Origin of the sequence: Streptococcus mitis (assembly GCF_946190155.1) — a bacterium.
Lineage (GTDB): Bacteria > Bacillota > Bacilli > Lactobacillales > Streptococcaceae > Streptococcus > Streptococcus mitis_CL.
Genome location: NZ_CAMHZL010000009.1, coordinates 58358 through 78042 on the forward strand (window position 1 = coordinate 58358; position 19685 = coordinate 78042).

The 19685-nt window shown below is 38.7% G+C and carries 9 protein-coding genes; 1 reads left to right on the forward strand and 8 read right to left on the reverse strand.

Annotation, left to right across the window (positions count from 1 at the left end):
- Positions 1–272: 272 nt before the first annotated feature.
- The 6 genes from N8O80_RS07935 to N8O80_RS07960 all read right to left on the reverse strand — a co-directional run bounded on the left by N8O80_RS07935 (position 273) and on the right by N8O80_RS07960 (position 12336).
- The gene (locus tag N8O80_RS07935; protein ID WP_033681548.1) at positions 273–1130 is read right to left on the reverse strand and encodes a bifunctional methylenetetrahydrofolate dehydrogenase/methenyltetrahydrofolate cyclohydrolase; all 858 of its coding nucleotides are present in this window, start codon (positions 1128–1130) and stop codon (positions 273–275) included.
- 157 nt (positions 1131–1287) lie between these two features.
- On the reverse strand, positions 1288–7644 hold the full coding sequence (locus N8O80_RS07940) for a mucin-binding protein (RefSeq protein ID WP_261027716.1): 6357 nt from the start codon (positions 7642–7644) through the stop codon (positions 1288–1290).
- 280 nt (positions 7645–7924) lie between these two features.
- Positions 7925–9268: an asparagine--tRNA ligase gene (asnS, locus tag N8O80_RS07945; RefSeq protein WP_419965932.1), complete on the reverse strand. Its 1344-nt coding sequence runs from the start codon at positions 9266–9268 to the stop codon at positions 7925–7927.
- Between the two features lie 22 nt (positions 9269–9290).
- Positions 9291–10469, reverse strand: a complete 1179-nt coding sequence (locus N8O80_RS07950; RefSeq protein ID WP_261027717.1) for a pyridoxal phosphate-dependent aminotransferase — start codon at positions 10467–10469, stop codon at positions 9291–9293.
- A complete protein-coding gene (locus tag N8O80_RS07955; protein ID WP_261027718.1) occupies positions 10466–10954 on the reverse strand; it encodes a cell wall elongation regulator TseB-like domain-containing protein in 489 nt (162 codons plus the stop codon). The genes N8O80_RS07950 and N8O80_RS07955 overlap by 4 nt, the downstream gene beginning before the upstream one ends.
- 185 nt (positions 10955–11139) lie before the next feature.
- Positions 11140–12336, reverse strand: coding sequence for an MFS transporter (locus tag N8O80_RS07960; RefSeq protein WP_261027720.1), 1197 nt, complete (start codon positions 12334–12336; stop codon positions 11140–11142).
- A gap of 418 nt (positions 12337–12754) precedes the next feature.
- Here N8O80_RS07960 and N8O80_RS07965 point away from each other — a divergent pair, with 418 nt between their 5' ends.
- Entirely contained in the window at positions 12755–13303 is a 549-nt protein-coding gene (locus tag N8O80_RS07965) for an NADPH-dependent FMN reductase (protein WP_261027723.1), read from the forward strand.
- Positions 13304–13423: 120 nt separating this feature from the next.
- Here the strand turns inward: N8O80_RS07965 and N8O80_RS07970 are convergent, their stop codons facing one another.
- A complete protein-coding gene (locus N8O80_RS07970; protein ID WP_261027726.1) occupies positions 13424–17326 on the reverse strand; it encodes a mucin-binding protein in 3903 nt (1300 codons plus the stop codon).
- Between the two features lie 123 nt (positions 17327–17449).
- Positions 17450–19685: mucin-binding protein (locus N8O80_RS07975; RefSeq protein ID WP_419991853.1), on the reverse strand; the 2236-nt coding region annotated here is incomplete at its 5' end.

Genomic DNA, 19685 nt, shown 5'->3' on the forward strand with positions numbered 1-19685 from the left:
TTATATATTGAATATATCAAAACACGCCTGAAATTGCAATCATTTTCCATTAATTTAACCTAATAAAATGGTATATAAAAAGTTCATTCAAAAGAAATAGGTGCAATGAAAGTAGCTTTGGGTTCTAGGCACTTTCCAATACATATTTAATTGCATTAATAACAGTTTTAGACTTTAAATTTATAGTTTATGGACTCATATCATTATAGACTGCATTCAGTTACATACACTACATAAAAAGAAGGTAAAATATTATTCTACCTTCTTTTTTCCTATTTTATATCCAATGTTCTAAGTGCTGCCTGATAAGTTTGCTCCATTAGCATGGTAATGGTCATAGGACCGACACCTCCAGGAACTGGCGTAATATGGCTAGCAAGTGGGGCAACTGCCTCATAATCCACATCCCCACAGAGCTTTCCGTTTTCATCGCGGTTCATCCCAACGTCAATGACTACCGCACCTGGTTTGACAAAGTCAGCAGTCACAAACTTGGCGCGGCCGATTGCTACTACGAGAATATCTGCTTTAGCAGCCACCTTAGCAAGATGATGAGTCCGTGAGTGGGTCAAAGTCACTGTCGCATTCTTTGCCAAAAGAAGCTGGGCCATAGGTTTTCCAACGATATTGGAACGACCGATGACGACCGCATGTTTACCTTCCAAATCAATTCCATATTCATGAAACATTTCCATAATTCCTGCAGGTGTTGAAGGAATCATGACTGGGTGACCAGACCAAAGACGCCCCATGTTCAGGGGATGGAAACCATCTACGTCCTTTTCAGGATCAATGGCCAACAAAATCGCTTCTTCATCGATATGTTTGGGTAAAGGTAACTGGACCAAAATCCCATGCCAAGCTAAATCTTGATTGTATTTGGCAATCAAGTCTAACAATTCCGATTGGGTAATGGTTTCTGGAACTCGCACAACTTCACTATGGAAACCAGCCGCAAGGGCTGACCTCTCCTTGTTGCGAACATAGACTTGGCTGGCAGGGTTGTCCCCAACCAAAATCACTACCAAACCAGGTACTAGCCCCGTTTCTTCCTTTAATCTTGTTGTCTTTTCAGCCAGCTGTCCTTGTAACTTAGCTGCTAGAGACTTCCCATCAATAATCTGTGTCATATCACTTCTCTTTTCTTTCAAATATCTTCCATTATACCAAAAACTGCTAATCCCCTCTAACACTTCTTTTTTAGGCTATCTTATAGTTTCAAACTATAAGAAAAAGGAGCGGATATTCCATCCAACTCCTTATTCTTATTAGAAAATCTAATTAGATTTAATCTTCTTTTTTCTTACGAGTAAGAAGTCCAATCCCTCCTAGTGCTCCAAGAAGTCCGAGCGATGCTAGACTAGCGCTAGCTTCTGTACCTGTGTTAGGCAACTCTTTTTGACCTTCAACATATTTAGGTGTTTCTTGTTTAGAAGATTTAGAAGGTTGAGCTGGTTTAGCAGGTTTTTCTACTTCCCTAGGATTTGGAACATAGTTAATTACTGTATCTTGACTTGGATCTGTTGGGATGTTTGGTACTACATATCCTTTTGTTGGATCTTTCGGATCAACTGGTTTAAGTGGGTTGCCATCTTTATCTTCTGGAGTGAATCCTGGAACGTATGGTAACACTTCTGTTGGTTGTCCTGGTTTTGTTGGATCTGTTGGATCATTTGGATACTTGATTGGGTCTGTTGGTTGACCTGGGATGTTTGGTACCCATGATCCTAGTGGTTTGTAAACATAAGTTACTGTTGAACCATCTTTACCAATCTTACCTTTCGCTTCTCCATCTACGCGAACAAGAACATAACCCTTGATAACTTTTCCACTTGTAGCGTACTCATCGCCTACTTTACCTTCTGTAGTCTCTGCAGGAAGAAGGTCTTTGCCTTTTTCATCTACATATTTAACTACTAGTTTAGCTTTGTTTGCTACATAGTTAATTACTGTATCTTGACTTGGATCTGTTGGGATGTTTGGTACTACATATCCTTTTGATGGATCTTTCGGATCAACTGGTTTAAGTGGGTTGCCATCTTTATCTTCTGGAGTGAATCCTGGAACGTATGGTAACACTTCTGTTGGTTGTCCTGGTTTTGTTGGATCTGTTGGATCATTTGGATACTTGATTGGGTCTGTTGGTTGTCCTGGGATGTTTGGAATCCATGATCCGATTGGTTTGTAAACGTATGTTACTGTTGAACCATCTGTGCCAATCTTACCTTTAGCGTCTCCATCTACACGAACAAGTAGGTGTCCTGGAATTACTTTTCCAGTTGTTGTGTACTCATCTCCTACTTTTCCTTCTGTTGTTTCTGAAGGGATTAAGTCTTTGCCTTTTTCATCTACATATTTAACTACTAGTTTAGCTTTGTTTGCTACATAGTTAATTACTGTATCTTGACTTGGATCTGTTGGGATGTTTGGTACTACATATCCTTTTGATGGATCTTTCGGATCAACTGGTTTAAGTGGGTTGCCATCTTTATCTTCTGGAGTGAATCCTGGAACGTATGGTAACACTTCTGTTGGTTGTCCTGGTTTTGTTGGATCTGTTGGATCATTTGGATACTTGATTGGGTCTGTTGGTTGACCTGGGATGTTTGGTACCCATGATCCTAGTGGTTTGTAAACATAAGTTACTGTTGAACCATCTTTACCAATCTTACCTTTCGCTTCTCCATCTACGCGAACAAGAACATAACCCTTGATAACTTTTCCACTTGTAGCGTACTCATCGCCTACTTTACCTTCTGTAGTCTCTGCAGGAAGAAGGTCTTTGCCTTTTTCATCTACATATTTAACTACTAGGTTAGCTTTGTTTGCTACGTAGTTGATTGGTGTATCTTGACTTGGATCTGTTGGAATACTTGGTACTTCATATCCTTTGGTTGGATCGTTTGGATCTACTGGTTTCAACGGATTACCGTCTTTATCCTTAGGTGTGTATCCTGGCACGTACGGAAGAACTGGTTTATCCTTGCCTGGTTTGGTTGGATCTGTTGGATCGTTTGGATATTTGATTGGGTCTGTTGGTTGTCCTGGGATGTTTGGTACCCATGAACCAAGTGGCTTGTAAACATAAGTTACTGTTGAACCGTCTTTACCAATCTTACCTTTCGCTTCACCTTCTACTCGTACTAATACGTATCCGTCAATCACTTTTCCTTCTGTAGTGTACTCATCTCCTACTTTTCCTTTTGTTGTTTCTGTAGGTTTAAGTTCTTTTCCATTTTCATCTACATATTTAACTACTAGGTTAGTGTCATTTGCTTCATAGTTAATTACTGTATCTTTTCCTGGATCTGTTGGGACATTTGGTACTTCATATCCTTTAGTTGGATCGTTTGGATCTACCGGTTTAAGTGGTTGACCATTTCCATCTTTTGGAGTATATCCTGGTACATATGGTACTACTTCTGTTGGTTGTCCTGGTTTGGTTGGATCTGTTGGATCATTTGGATACTTGATTGGATTTGTTGGTTGTCCTGGGATGTTTGGAATCCATGATCCTAGTGGTTTGTATGTTACCACTTCTGTAGTGTTTTCTGAGTCTGCAGTTACTTTTGTAGTTGGTACTGTTGCTTTATCAGCTAAGTATCCTTTTACTACTGGTGACTTCACTTCAGCCAAGTCTTGAGCTGGTGTCCAATCTCCGTATGTAACCTCACCTGTAACCAAGTTAACTTTCGCTTCACGTGTGAATTTAGCTTCTTGTGTTACTGTTTTTGGAGTGCCATCTTCGTTTAATACTGGAGTTCCATCTTCGTAAACATAAGTAATTGTACGTGTGACAGTTTTATTTAGATCTTTTTCTTCCAAGCCAGCTGGGTATTTAGGTCCGTCTGGGTTATTTGGATCAACAGGTGTTCCTGGTGTTTTTGGTTGATCTGGTGTAACTGGTACAACACGTTCCTTAAGCGTTACTTTGAACTCTTGATCAGTGTCTTTATCTTTATCGAACTTACCACCTTCTGGATATGTATTAGAAACTAATTCATATCCTTTGTTTTCAAGTTCTTTGATCTTAGCTTTTACTTCAGCTTCTTTTGTAAGTGGTGTATCTGAGTCACCTTCTTCAGTAATAGCATCAACACCTGGAATTGGATTTCCTTTTTCATCTACGAAAGTCGTTTTAGCTTTTTGTGTATCCTTCACATAGTTGATTGGTGTATCCTCACCTGGGTTAGTTGGGACACTTGGTACTTCATAACCTTTAGTTGGATTGTTTGGATCTACTGGTTTAAGTGGTTGACCATTGCCATCTTTTGGAGTGTATCCTGGTACATATGGTACTACTTCTGTTGGTTGTCCTGGTTTGGTTGGATCTGTTGGATCATTTGGATACTTAATTGGGTTTGTTGGTTGACCTGGGATGTTTGGTACCCATGAACCAAGTGGTTTGTAGGTTACTACTTCCTTGATATCTTCAGAATCACCTGTTACGTTTACTACTGGTACACTTGCTTTGTCAGCTAAGAATCCTTTAACTACTGGTGATTTAACTTCAGCTAAATCTTGTGCTGGTGTCCAATCTCCGTATGTAACCTCACCTGTAACCAAGTTGACTTTAGCTTCACGTGTGAATTTAGCTTCTTGTGTTACTGTTTTTGGTGTTCCATCTTCATTTAACACTGGAGTTCCATCTTCGTATACGTATGTGATTGTACGTGTTACTGTTTTGTTTAGATCTTTTTCTTCTAATCCAGCTGGGTATTTAGGTCCGTCTGGATTGTTTGGATCAACAGGTGTCCCTGGTGTTTTTGGTTGATCTGGTGTAACTGGTACAACACGTTCTTTAAGTGTTACTGTGAACTCTTGATCAGTGTCAACATCTTTATCAAAGACGCCATCTGTTGGATATGTATTAGAAACTACTTCATATCCTTTGTTTTGAGCTTCTTTGATTCTCGCAGCGATTTCATCTGCTTTTGTAAGTTTGTCTCCACCTTTACCTGTTTCAGAGATTGGCGTGTTACCTTCCACTTGCTTAACATTACCATCTTTGTCTTGGTAGACAAATGTTGTTTTAGCTTTTTGGATTGGTGAGTAAGTTACTACATATTCGTAATCTTCATCTGTTGCAGTTGTTGGCTGTACCGGAACTTTTTCTACACTTGCAATGTAACCTTCTTTTTGGGGTACTGTTACTTCTGGAAGATTTGTATCTCCGTTACCTACCCAATTAACGTAAATAGGCTTATCATTGGAGTCAACTGCAGCTTTACCATCAGAATTTAATTTGACAGTACCTGTATAACTTACTGTTTGTTTAGTTGGTTCAAACACCTGTTGCCCTGCAAGATTTTTAACATCGTCTGCATACACATACTTAATTGTACGGTTTACTTCTTCAACCTTAGTTTTCTTAACATATGAATAAATAACATTGTTAACATAAGCATTAGGATTCAAACCAGCCGCGGTAATTTCATCTGCAGTATATATATCACGAATCCGTTTATCACTAACATTAATAGTTCCTGCAGGACCTTTTGGAGGAATTTCAGCTAATATATAATCAACCCCAGCAATAGGTTTAACCAAATCTGGAATTTGATTCGTAACATCATATTTTTTACCTAGAATATTTTTTGTTTCATACGTACCATCTTCCTTAAGAGGTGCATATCCATTATATTCTGTCGGTATATATCCAATAATTTTACCAGTTTCTAAATCTTTTAAAGTTAAAGTAACTGCCCCAGTCTCAACAGTGGTTGAACCATTCGGTATAACACTAACTTCCCAACCATTGTTAACTTTAGTAGCAATTTCTTCTGTTTGACCATTTAATGGAGTCCCGCCTGTAACTGATAAAGTTGCGCTAGTTTTGTCATTACCAACTGTACTTCCCTTAGCAACTCGCCCTAATTCATCATATTTTATTTTTGAAAAATCATCTGAGAAGGTACGAGGTGTCAATACTTTTTCAATCCCTAGCTTATCTAAAGCCATAGAGACAGTTGAACCCTCTTGAATAACACCATCAATGACTTCTAGTTCCAATCGAGTTGGTGATTTCAATGTAGCTTTTAATGTAAAGCTTGTATCTCGGCCATCTTGGAGAATCCAAACATTATTTTGATTAGCTTGAACATTTGACCAACGGTTAGATGGCCTATATGTCACTTCTGAACTCTTAATAGAATTCTTTCCATTTCCCAATTCACGGAAATAAGTGAACTCATCATTTGGTAAATCAATTGTAAATTTAGATCCTTTGCTATAGCGAACATCAGTATCTGTATTAATAACTACAGAATCATTCTTTTTCACAAGTGAAGAGCCATTATAGTTAACACCATTGTCAGTCAACAAAGAGACACTAGTCGACTGCTTCTGAACACTCGGCTTAGTTGCTTTATGTATGTAAGTATGTTCCAGAACTTTTTGGCCATCTACCTTAATCTCCGCAGTGTATTCTGTATCCTTAGAAATTTGAGGAGCATAATATCCACTACCTGTTAAATTTTCAACAGAATATGTTGTAACCGGATAATTACTAGCTTTTTCGTTCCATTCTATTGTATAAGTAATAGTTCCTACTTCATTGGGAATAGCTGGTTGCTCTGCAAGACGTTCTTCATAAGTCATTCCATCTTTCATACGTTGAGCCCAATATGGACTTGTTGTACCTTTGTTACCTGTAGAATTACTTTGGGCAGCAGATTTCACCACACCTATCGTTGTACCATCCGCGGCTTTTATTGGTGTTCCTACCTTGAATGCATCACCAAATCCTGCTAAATTTTTTAATTCAATTTTAGTAGTATCACCCTTTTGAGTTCTAGACGTGTCAAAAGAAATTTCTATTCCCCATGCCGTTGGTGCTGAATTATCAGCATTCATAGTAATATAAGCGTTTTGAACGTTTACTACGGCTTTTCCTTCTTTTATAAGAGCTTTACCAGTATGAGTTTCAGCTAATACAGCTTCAACTTTACCTGCATGGCCTGCACGTTTCATTTCAGCATAAACTGCTTCAATTGCGGCTGAAAGACGGTTCACTTGGGCTACCATCTGATCTTTAGAAGCATCAGATGAAAGTAAACCTTTAGATGCTACTGCTTCTAACTTAACAGCAGCAATTGCAGCTGACAATTTTTGTTTAGCTTCAACATCTTTAGCTTCCTTATCTGAAAAGTTTGAAGCAACTGTTGCCATTACTTCTGCTTCTGAAGTCAATTGAGTAAGAACTGTCTTCACTTCATCTTTAGGTTTTACTGTTTCAGCTTTTTCAGATGTTTCTTTGTCAGTTTTTTCTTTAGCTACTTCTTTTTTGTCAGCTTGCTCTTTATCAGATTTTTCTGTTGCAGCTTTATCAGTAACTTCTTTTTCTGCTACAGGTTTAGCTTCTTCTTTTACTTCAGATTTTTCATCTGCTTTTACAGCATCAAGCTTTAATTCTGGAAGTTCTTCAACAACTGGTGTTGTTATGGCTGAATCAGGTTTCTGTTTATCAGGATTTGTAATTTCTGTAGCCTTTGCAGAACCAGTGTTCGTCTCATCAGCTTTGACAGCATTTGTTCCTAATAGGAGAGCAGTTCCCAATAGAACACTAGCGGCACCAAAGCTATACTTACGAATAGAAAAGCGTTGAGCTCTTCTACCATGGTATTTTTCCATTCTTGAATACATGTTTTCTCCTTTTTTAAAATATGTGTTAATTACGGAATTACACCCAAGTATTTAAACAACGCCTCCATTTCCAGCTTAATTTATACATTAAAGCAACTACACTTAGGTACTTAATCCCTAATTTACATTATAACATTATTTCAACTAAACTGTCTACGTTTATGTACAAAATATGAGGATTTTTCTATATATATATATATATATATATCAATCGCTGTTTTGTGTAATTTCATCATAAAAAATAAAAGGCCAATTTGACCTTTTACTTTTATATATTTATTTACGGTTTAATACGGTGCAACATACGTGGGAATGGGATAGCTTCACGGATGTGTTTTGTTCCTGCTGCAAAGGTTACCATACGTTCGATACCGATACCAAATCCTCCATGTGGAACTGTACCGTATTTACGAAGATCAAGGTAGAATTCATATTCTGTACGATCCATGCCAAGTTCATCCATCTTAGCGACAAGGGCATCGTAGTCCTCCTCACGCATAGATCCACCGATGATTTCTCCATAGCCTTCTGGAGCAAGCAAGTCTGCACAAAGCACGCGCTCTGGATTTCCAGGAACTGGTTTCATGTAGAAGGCCTTGATGGCTGCTGGGTAATTCATGACAAATGTTGGTACACCAAAGTAGTTTGAAATCCATGTTTCGTGTGGTGAACCAAAGTCATCACCATGCTCAAGGTGTTCGTAGTCAGCGTCTTCATCATTTTCATGCTCTTGCAAGAGGTCAATAGCTTGATCATAAGTGATACGTTTGAATGGCTCTGCAATGTAGCGTTTCAAGAGCTCTGTATCACGTTCCAAGGTTTCCAAAGCTTGAGGCGCACGGTCAAGAACACCTTGAAGAAGAGCTTTTACATAAGCTTCTTGCAAGTCAAGCGACTCATCGTGTGTCAAGTATGAGTACTCTGCATCCATCATCCAGAACTCAGTCAAGTGACGGCGCGTTTTTGATTTTTCAGCACGGAATACGGGACCAAAGTCAAAGACACGACCAAGTGCCATAGCACCTGCTTCTAGGTAAAGCTGACCTGATTGGCTCAAGTAGGCTGGCGTACCGAAGTAGTCTGTTTCAAAGAGTTCTGTTGAATCTTCTGCCGCATTTCCTGAAAGAATTGGGCTATCAAACTTCATGAAGCCGTTCTTGTCAAAGAATTCATAAGTTGCGTAGATGATCGCGTTACGGATTTGCATCACTGCTACTTGCTTGCGAGAACGGAGCCACAAGTGACGGTTGTCCATCAAGAAGTCTGTTCCGTGTTCTTTTGGTGTAATTGGGTAATCTTGAGATTCACCGATCACTTCGATGTCTGTAATATCCAACTCATAACCAAACTTAGAACGTTCGTCTTCTTTGACAATTCCTGTCACATAAACAGACGTTTCTTGGCTCAAGCGTTTGATAACATCAAACTTCTCAAGTCCTACTTCTTCACCAAATTTTTCTACAAAGTTTGGTTTAAAGGCCACACCTTGGAAGAAAGCTGTTCCATCACGCAATTGCAAGAAAGCGATTTTTCCTTTTCCTGATTTGTTGGCAACCCAAGCACCAATCGTCACTTCTTGACCAACATAGTCTTTTACATCGATAATCGTTACACGTTTTGTCATTATTTTTCCTTTTCTTTTTCTTTTATTTTTCCATAAATGCTTTCAAGCGTTTAACTGCTTCTTTAAGCGTGTCTAGGTCTGTCGCATAGCTGAGGCGCACATTTTCTGGCGCTCCAAATCCTGCTCCTGTAATCAAGGCCAGACCAACTTCTTCAAGAATAGCCGTTGTAAATGCTGTTACATCGCTATAACCTTTCATCTCCATAGCTTTTTTGACATTCGGAAAGAGATAGAAAGCTCCTTGTGGTTTTACAACTTCAAAACCAGGGACTTCACACAAGAGTGGATAGATGGTATTGAGACGTTCTTCAAATGCTTGACGCATAACTTCCACAGAATCTTGCGGTCCAGTTAGGGCTTCGATAGTTGCATATTGTGAAACAGCAGTTAGGTTAGAAGTTGTTTGACCTGTCAATTTGCTCATAGCAGCGATGATTTCTGGATCACCCACTGCATAACCTACTCGCCAACCTGTCATGGCATAAGCTTTTGATACACCGTTAATAACAATGGTTTGCTTGCGAATGGCTTCTGATAGACTAGAGATTGGTACGAACTCATTCCCGTTATAGACCAAACGACCATAAATATCATCTGCTAGGATGAGAATGTCATGTTCAACAGCCCAATTTCCGATAGCCAAGAGTTCCTCACGGGTGTAAATCATTCCTGTCGGATTGGATGGCGAATTCAACACCAAAACCTTAGTTTTATCTGTACGAGCTGCTTCTAACTGCTCTACGGTCACCTTAAAGTGATTGTCTTCCTTAGCTTGAACAAAGACTGGAATCCCTTCTGCCATCTTGACCTGGTCTCCATAACTAACCCAGTATGGAGTTGGAATAATAACCTCATCTAAAGGGTTGATTACAGCCATAAAGAAAGTATAGAGTGAGAACTTAGCACCGGTAGCAAATGTGACTTCGTTGGCTGCTACGGAATAACCATAATAACGCTCAAAATAGGTATTAACTGCTACTTTTAACTCAGGCAAACCTGAAGCTACCGTATAGAAAGAAGCACGTCCATCTCGAATGGCTGCAACAGCTGCATCTTGAATATTTTTGGGAGTATGGAAATCGGGCTGACCTAAAGTTAAGAAAAGTACATCTTTTCCTTCAGCCTTTAACTTCTTTGCTCTTGCATCACTAGCCAGAGTCACACTTTCTTCCATTTCTAAAACACGATTGGATAGTTTCATAGGCCCTCCTTATTGACCAATGCTCCTGTTTCAAAATCTACTAGATAAAAATTAGAGCCTGACTTGACTTCCCAGATTGGCTTATCTTGATAACGGCCAAAGGTAATCTTGTCAATCTCGCCAGCTCCTTTTTCCTTAGAAAGAGCTTCTGCTTTTTCTTGTGACACACCCTGATTTAGCTGATAAACGTAGATCTTATGGTCATCTTTTCCGATCAGGACAGCAAGTGCTTCTTGCTGTTTATTACGACCAAGAACGCTGTAATAAGATTCCAAGCCATTGTATAAATCAACCTGATCAACCTGCTCTAATCCTGCATACTGCTGAGCTAATTTTTCTCCTTCACTTTTAGCTGTTTGATAGGGTTTCATGCCGAGAGAAACCAGATACAGAAAGGAAGCACTGATAACCACAAATAAAATCGTCATCCCTAGACCATACTGCCACAGTAGATTATTTTTTGCTTTATTTTGTCTTGTTTTCACTCGTCTATTTTACCATCTATTGGGCTTTATTACAAGTGAATGCAAGAACAATTGTATTTTATTTCTTCCTTCAAAGTAAACCGATTTTTCTTGTTTAAAACCGAGAGAGAAAAGCATAGACACAAGCGAAATCACCGTATTAAAAAACCTGAGCTTGCACTCAAGTTTTCAGAAATTCTTTTAATCTATGGAATCATTTTATCATCTATTCTTTTAGCCATTTTTCCTAAAAAGATAGTCAGTAGAAGGCTAATCATGACTAAAAAGGATCCTAGATAAAGAAATGTTACTACAAAGCCTAAATTGTCAATCAACCAGCCTGTCAGTGGGAAGAAGACAATCATACTTAGACTAAACATCATAGAGTAGACACTCAGCATGGTTGCCCTTACTTCACTTGGGAGCCGCTCTTGCAAATCATTATCAAAAATCGGCTGAAAAAGAGCATATAGAGCATTACTAATCAAATAAACCAAAATATAGATTAGAGGTGTTCCAAAGTAGGACAGCAGGTAGGTAACTCCAGTCAGCAGGACGAGAATAGGGAAAAGCTTCAAGGCGGCATATCTCTTTCCAATCTTACTCGCTAGATAGACTGCGACGATATTCAAGAGACTTCCAAGTAGCATAACTGCTGAAATTTGCCAGCTACTTAAATCCGGTAACTGATTTTGATAGTAAAAATAAAACATGCACATGAGTGTCCCAACAATCTGAGACAAAATCATCCAGTTGAAGAGCATGGGATTTCGCTCCAACTCTTCCTTAACAGTCCACATAATCTGTTTCATGGTCACACTATCAGTTTTTTCTAGCTTGACACTGGGCTCTTTCAGCATCCAAATCAAGACAAGAACTATGATAGAAGTGGCAATCATGATATAGTAGGTCAGGTGCAATTGACCATGGACAAAAAATCCCGCCAACACTGTCCCCAAAGAACGAGTTCCTTCTGCTACTCCTGACATGAAACTTGAAATGGATAGATAGCGCTCCTTTAGCCCAGCCTCTACAGCCGAGTCATAGACCATTGCTGCACTTGTTCCTGAATCAAAATTATAAGACAAGGCACTTATCGCCATAGCTAGCGCATAAATCCAAAAATTTCCCTGCCCAGCCAACATAAGAATAGAAGACACAATCCCTGCTATACGACTTAAATAAAGGTTGGTCTTATAGGAATAGCGGTCAGCTAACATACCAGATGGAATTTCACAGAGAAGACTGGTCGTATGAAAAATACTCTCCAGAAGTCCAATCTGCCAAAGAGACATTCCGTTTTGACTGAGAAAGAGAATCCAAAAACTGGTAATCCCTAGAAATGCAAAAAACTCAACTCCGGCCATCAGGCCAATATTTTTCCGATAATTTCTTATTAACATCTTTTCTCCTTAACAAGTGTATTATTATTTCTTTTGTCCGTCACTTGTTAATCTTTGCCTTACATGATCTCCACCCCTTTTAGAAGCATTCTTCAATGCCATTATTGTTCCTTTAATGATTTATGAAATGATACCGGAAAATAGCTGTTCTGCGGTTTCTATTGCTAGTTTTCTTGTTTATTTTAGCACTTATGTCATTATATTACAAGAGAATATTGGAATACTCCTATAAAATCAAAGAAAACTAAAATCCAAAAAACAGTTCTTACTTTTCCAGTGGCAACTGACTAGAGTTTCAGCAATTTTATAATTTTCAAATAAACTCTGAGCAAATTTCTTGCAAGTCCTTTTGTTTTGTTGTAATATATTTTATAACAACGAGAGACTTCTCGGAAATTTAAGAAAAAGGAGACACATCATGTCTAAAAAAGTATTATTTATCGTCGGATCACTACGTCAAGGTTCTTTCAACCACCAAATGGCTCTCGAAGCTGAGAAAGCACTTGCTGGTAAAGCAGAGGTTAGCTACCTTGATTATTCAACCCTTCCTCTCTTCAGCCAAGATTTGGAAGTTCCAACACATCCAGCTGTAGCTGCTGCTCGTGAAGCAGTTCTCGCTGCGGATGCCATCTGGATTTTCTCTCCAGTCTATAACTTCTCTATCCCTGGTACGGTGAAAAACTTGCTTGACTGGCTATCTCGCGCTCTTGACTTGTCTGATACACGTGGCGCTTCTGCCCTTCAAGACAAGTTTGTCACAGTATCATCTGTAGCCAATGCAGGTCACGATCAACTCTTCGCTATTTACAAAGACCTCTTGCCATTCATCCGTACACAAGTCGTTGGTGACTTTACTGCTGCACGTGTTAACGACTCTGCCTGGGCAGACGGAAAATTGGTTCTTGAAGAAACAGTCCTAAACTCACTTGAAAAACAAGCTCAAGATTTGGTAGCCGCAGTTCAGTAAAAAATAGAGAATTTTAAGAAGTCCTTAATATAAAAATGAGCCACTTTAAATTTAAAGTTGCTCATTTTTTGTGCTATTTAATACTATACTACTAGTTAAATCAGTATTAACACTTTATATTTAGCGATGTCTTCTAGCATGACCACGAGTTCCTGGTCCAGTTCTAATCGGTTTAACTTGTTTACCTGGACGCGAAGGAGCATGGTGTACTGGTCCATGATGAGGTCTCGTTAAATGCGGTTTAGGCTGAACACTTGGTTTTGGATGAGTAACAACTACGTTTGGTTTTGTAACAACTCCGACCACATGCGTGTGGCTAGTGGTGCCAGTATGAATGACACTTGTCACCTCTGAATGAGTTTCAGTTTCATTTGTTGTAATAGTGACAATCGGTGTTGTTGGACCCGCTGTTGCCGCATTTGAGGTAACAGTGGTTGTCGTTGTAGTTGTAGTCGTAGCCGTTCCACCAGGAACAGGTTTTGTCTCTGTTTTCTTATTAACAGATGTTTGTGAAGAAAAATCTGTTGGTTTAATTGCAGCCAAGGCTTCAGCTGGAGTTAAGCTAGGTTTTGAATCAGTAGTCGCTACCGGTTTTGGTTGCACAGCTGGTGTTGGTGTAGCTGGAGTAGATACTACTGGTTTAACAGGTGTTACCGGTGCAGGGGCTACTGGTTTGACTGGAGCAACTGGTTGTGGTGTGGCAACAGGCGCTGGAGTTACTGGTGTCGAAATTACTGGTTTGACTGGTGTTGATGGTGCTACCGGTTTTGGTTTAACTACAGGTGCTGGCTTAGCCGGAGTTGACACTGCTGGTTTAACCGGTGTTACTGGTTTTACCGATACGACGGGTTTTGCAACAATTGGTGATGATGCAACAACTGGATTCGGAACAGTCAAAACTGGTTTGATAGAAATTCCATTCCCTAGACTAGAAGGAGTTGCTGCAATAGTTGTTACTCCTTGTGGAGTGACATTTGGTTTATGAACAGTCGTATCCACTGACGCTACTGTTTTATCATCAATTCTTGTGATTTTCCAATTATCATAAATAACTGCACCAGTAACGAGGTTAACTCTCGCCACTCTTTCAAAAACTACAGATCGAACTACATCTTTGAAAGCTTGTTTGCCATCTTTTTGATATTTGTAGTGAATCGTCTGCTTGGTCATTTTTCTCAGTGTATCTAAGTTTTCAACCGATTTAGGCCAAACAGGTGACAATGCATCTCCTGCTACTAATGGATTTCCAGCAATTGGTTTCGGATCATCTGCTGTAACAGTCACAACTTTTTCGATTAATTGAACTGAGAATACTTGATCAGTTTGTTTTTCACTGTCGAAACGTTTATCATTAGCATTTGCAAAACCATCATGTACTAATTCATATCCTTGTTTTAGGTACTGATTAATACGAGTTTTTGAATTATAAACAATTGTTTCACCTGGAAGACCAACTACACTATCCACATTTCCTAAAACTTTAGGACTTGTTTCTGTTTGATTGAGGTATTTAACCTGTGCTTTTTGTTGAGCAAGATAATCATAAACAACATGGATATCAGCCTGTGTCAAATATCCCTTACTATTAGCAGGTGTTTGTGACAAGACATATACTACACCATCTTTTTCGAAACGTTCAGGAACTTTAGCAGTCACATCATAGTTATTTCCCAACAAGTTAATGAGATTTGAACTCTTATCATGTGGTGTATTGAATGTTTCTAAAATAGCTTGACTTGTTTTATCACGATACTGAATATCAACTTTACCAAATTTAGCTTCTTCGTACACAGCTACCACGTTAGCTTGAGCTCGTGTAATCGTACCAGATGTCTTCGTATTGCTATAGAAACGATCATTCTGTGCATATTCTTTAAAGACATAATATTTACCATTTGGTGAATGCAATAAATAAGGTGCTGTGATAGATGTTGTTTGAATTCCTTTGTTTTCTTGAACTTCTGTCTCAGTTGTATTTCTCTCTAAAGTAGCTACATAGCTAGTATCAATTTTGGTAGATGGTCTTACAGTAGTGAATTTGTCTTGAAGGATACCTCCATTTTCCACCGCTGCAATGGCAGGAAGAAGCATTTTCCCTTGAGTATCAACGAATCGAACGGCTACATCTCCATATACAAGGCGTCCATCTGTTCTTACCATATCTGGATTGGCAATTTTCCAATCAGAATCAGCAGCTTGTTCGTATTGGTCTGTAAGATTTTTACCTTTGGCATCAACAACTGTCAATGTCCCTGGAACATTTGATTTAAAACCATTTCTAGCTTCATTCAGATAATTAACTGTGTGACTTGTCGGAACACGGTCAACTCCAAAGTCTTTTGTACGTAATACATAAGTTCTTCCAGCCAACATCTTTCCAGATACCAATTCAAAGGTTAATTCATTATCTGCTGCCTTAAGAATCTTGAATTTGGCATGTTGACCAGGCTCTTCACGAGGTGCCTCCAAAATAACATTATGGCGATTTACCCTTGTTCTTGATGTATCAGGGCTAGTATTTATCATTTCGACATTGTGGGCACCACGTTCAACAAATTCACCGACAGTAGCAAACTTATTGAATTCTGTATCATTGATACGAACGGTGAAACGGGTCCCTGCACTAAAGTTTGATTTCCATGTTCCGATACGAAGAGTGCTGTTATATGTTTTGATACTACCATCATCATCCAACATAACATCACCTGTGAAGTTAGCTGTAGCTGGTGTATCATAAACTTTAGGTGCTCCTATATCTGTTTTAATCACAGTGTAATTCTTAGTGACTACATTTTGACCATTAACTGAAATAACACCAGTTACAGACTTATCCACGTTCACTCGAGGATAACGAATTCCACCTCTGTATTGAAGTTCAAAAGTAACATCATCTAAGCGTTCAATTTCGTCAGTAAAACGGTATGTTGCTTCAATATGACTCCCTTTGTCAACTAAATCCCATGATTCTTTTGTGTCCAAAGCAACGTCACGGTCTCCACGTGAAGCCCAGTATGAAAGGCTTCCAGCTTTGGTATTATCATTTTTCTGAACCAGACTCACTCGTTCTGCAAATACTTTACCTTCAGCAACCAATTTTTGAGGAAGATTATTATCTTGTGGCAATTCCTTCAAACCAATTGTAAAGATATCCCCCTTATGATAGGTACCATTTTTAAATTTTAATTGGAAGCGATAATCAGCAATACCTGTTGAAGTTACACGGTCGGCCATGTCGATTGTACCACTGGCAATAATATTTCCATTATCGATAGCTACATCCTGTATTTGAGTTGGCGATAGATTAGCGCTAATTTTCTTGCCGTGTCCTGCACGTTGCAACTCAGTATATACTGTTTCAATAGCTGAATACAGTTGATTTAATTGAGTCTTAAGATTTTCTGCACTAACAGATGAATCTTTCAACAAGGATTTTGATTGTGAAATCTGAATTGTTGCTGCCTTAACAGCTTCTTGAACCAAGGCTTTTTCTTCAACTTTACGATCTGCTTCTTGAGCATAACGAACAGCAACTTGATTTAAAACTTCTGCTTCTGATACAACCTGTTCCAAGGTAGTTTTTTCGACTGATTTTTCTTCTTTTACCTTCTCACTTGAAGCAGGTGAGGTAGTTTTTTCTTCACTAGACTTAACTTCTTTAGAAGTGAATTCTTTTGAGTCAGAATTTTTTGTCTCAGCTGCCACTTTAGACTCTGCTTCCTTCTTTAGAAGGGCATTGATATCTAATTCTTCTTTTTCCAAAACTGGAGCTTGAAGAGTTGAAGGTAATTCTGCTATTTTTTCCTCAGATTTCTCTTGCTTGATCTCTTCTGGTTTTTCAGAGACTTTTTGTTCTTCTTTTTCAGTGCGATGTGAATCTACTTTCTGTTCATCTGCACTCACATTTGAATAAGTACCAAAAACCATCAAGGCAGCTACAGCAACAGATACTGCACCAAAACTTGATTTTCTAATGGAATACTTGTTTACCTTATTCATTTGATTCCGTTTTACTCTTGAATACATATATTTTCTCTCTAACTTTTTATGATAAAAAAGGGAGTGGAATTGATGCTGTATTGACATACATTCTCACTCCCTAAAACACTACACTTCCAATATTTTGTTGTCTAGAGTTTTGTTTTGATTTTATTCATCTCGTTTTGCTTTTCCAACTAAACTGAATCCAGCAATTAGACCAAGCACTCCTAGAGCTTGAGCCATACCAGAAGAGTGACCTGCAGTTTTTGGAAGGTCTTTTTCTCCCTCTTTTGGAGCTGGCGTTGGCGTTGGAACTGCTGATGGCACTTTTGGAGCTGGAGCTGGCGTTGGAACCGGAGTTGGTGTAACTTGTGGAATTGGTTGAACATTTCTATAAGTTACAGTTACAACTTGATTTCCAGTTTCTGCTGTAATTCCTTGAACCGAATCTACCTTAGCAAGATCAGGATTGTATCCTGCAATGGTTGGAGACACCACTTCGTCAAAACTTGTTACTCCATCTTCAGAAACCCAAGATGTACTTGTAGTTTTACCTGTTACATTATCGATACTTAACATACGTGAAAAACTTACTTGATCATGGTGATCTTCACTTGCTTTTGTACCATCTGCAAATACATAATGGATCGTTCTCTCTACTACTTTAGGAACATCTTTTTTAACAGTGATCTTATGTTTCAATAGAACTGTATAGTCTTGAACTTTAGTTTCATCTGTATCAAAAGTTGCATCTGTAGGGAAACCATCTTTCTGTAATAAGTACCCTTTTTCTATCAATGATTTCAAAACAGTTTCTGTCGTATAAGCAATCTTTTCTCCAGATTTACCAGTAACATTGTCTGTATGAACGACCTCATCCTTATTATCAACATCTATATAACGAACCACTGCAACTTGATCTTTCTTGACGTAAATTACCTTTGTATCTTCACCTGGATTTTCAGGTGTGACACTTGTACGCTCTGGTTTGTAGCCTACAATTTCAGGTACTGCAGTTTCTCCAGCTTTACGAGGATCATTTGCATCATTCATGTATTGTGGTTGAGGAGCATTTACAATCACATTTCCAGAAGCATCTACTGGAATGATTTTACCCAAAGCTTTATATGTAACTGTATCTGTTGCTTTTGGTGAATCTGGCGTAACTGTCTTAGCACCAGCTTCTGATTTATCAGCAAAATATCCTGCCACAACTGGGACTTTAACTATGCCATAGGTATGGTTCTTGTTTTCCCAAGTTGTTTCTTTAGTCGCTTCATTATATGATCCCTTGAAGACAAAATCATTTTGCACATTATCTTTAGGAGTTGCAGAATCTGCACCAGTAAAGCTCACAGTTTGCTCTGTTTCCTTAGATACTGGATCAATAATTTCATTATATGTTACAAAGGTATCTTTTCCGATACGATCAGGATCAGATTCATCATTTGGTTCGATTGTCTTGTCAACAATATTATATCCCCAAACAGTTGGTTGCGTATTATTTAATACATGGAATTTTGGAGCCGCAGGAATTTTTGTTTCCGCTGCTTTTGTTGCATCGTTTGGATCATTATCATAGTACTTATAGAGAGCGTCTTCAATGTTTTGTACAACCTCTCCTTGTTCATTGATATATTGTCCTTTATTATTAACTGCTACAATACGTCCCATTTCTTTCAAGTCGACATTAACTTCTGTATCTTGAGGAGAATTTGGGTTAACCTCCATCGTTCCTACTTTATTCACAGTAGCATAGAATTTTGGTGTAATAGGAGTTCGTACTGCTTTGAACACTGCATTAACAGATGAATCAGCTTCTGAATTAGTTGAACTATCTGGCTCTGCTACAGTGGCACGTTTACCTCTTGATGAACGACGTACTGAACGCTCACCATTTTCTGTCACAGTTAAGCCTAATGGAGACTCTTGAGAATTAGTAACTTGTGGAGCTAAAGCTAGTCTTACACTAGATGATCTTACAACTCTTGTTACACTATTATTTGCTACTGTAGGAGTTGTAGCTGATGGTTGAGATGCTACTGGAGCTACAACATCTTGGTTTTTAATACCAGTAATCTTCCATTGTTCATAATTGATATCACCAGAAACCAAATTCACAAGAGCATTTCTTTCATAGCTGATATGTTGATCAATCGTTCCATATGCAGCTTTTCCATTTTTAAGGTAACGGAAGTTGATACGACGAGTTATTGTTTGAGTCAATTTCTCCATTCTCTCGACAGTACGTGGCCAATTTGGTGTATTTGGTTGTCCTGGATTGACTGGGGTGTTTGGTTGTGGTTTAGGATCTTTCGGTGTTACACGTTCAACACGTTCTGAAAGGGTTACAGTGTAGACTTGGTCACGTGCTGTATCGTAGTCATAAACCTTCGCACCACCC

Excerpts from the sequence above, each read along its gene's own strand:
- N8O80_RS07970 (WP_261027726.1), bottom strand. The coding sequence starts at position 17,326 with ATGTATTCAAGAGTAAAACGGAATCAAATGAATAAGGTAAACAAGTAT.
- N8O80_RS07940 (WP_261027716.1), bottom strand. The coding sequence starts at position 7,644 with ATGTATTCAAGAATGGAAAAATACCATGGTAGAAGAGCTCAACGCTTT.
- N8O80_RS07965 (WP_261027723.1), top strand. The coding sequence starts at position 12,755 with ATGTCTAAAAAAGTATTATTTATCGTCGGATCACTACGTCAAGGTTCT.
- N8O80_RS07960 (WP_261027720.1), bottom strand. The coding sequence starts at position 12,336 with ATGTTAATAAGAAATTATCGGAAAAATATTGGCCTGATGGCCGGAGTT.
- asnS (WP_419965932.1), bottom strand. The coding sequence starts at position 9,268 with ATGACAAAACGTGTAACGATTATCGATGTAAAAGACTATGTTGGTCAA.
- N8O80_RS07935 (WP_033681548.1), bottom strand. The coding sequence starts at position 1,130 with ATGACACAGATTATTGATGGGAAGTCTCTAGCAGCTAAGTTACAAGGA.
- N8O80_RS07950 (WP_261027717.1), bottom strand. The coding sequence starts at position 10,469 with ATGAAACTATCCAATCGTGTTTTAGAAATGGAAGAAAGTGTGACTCTG.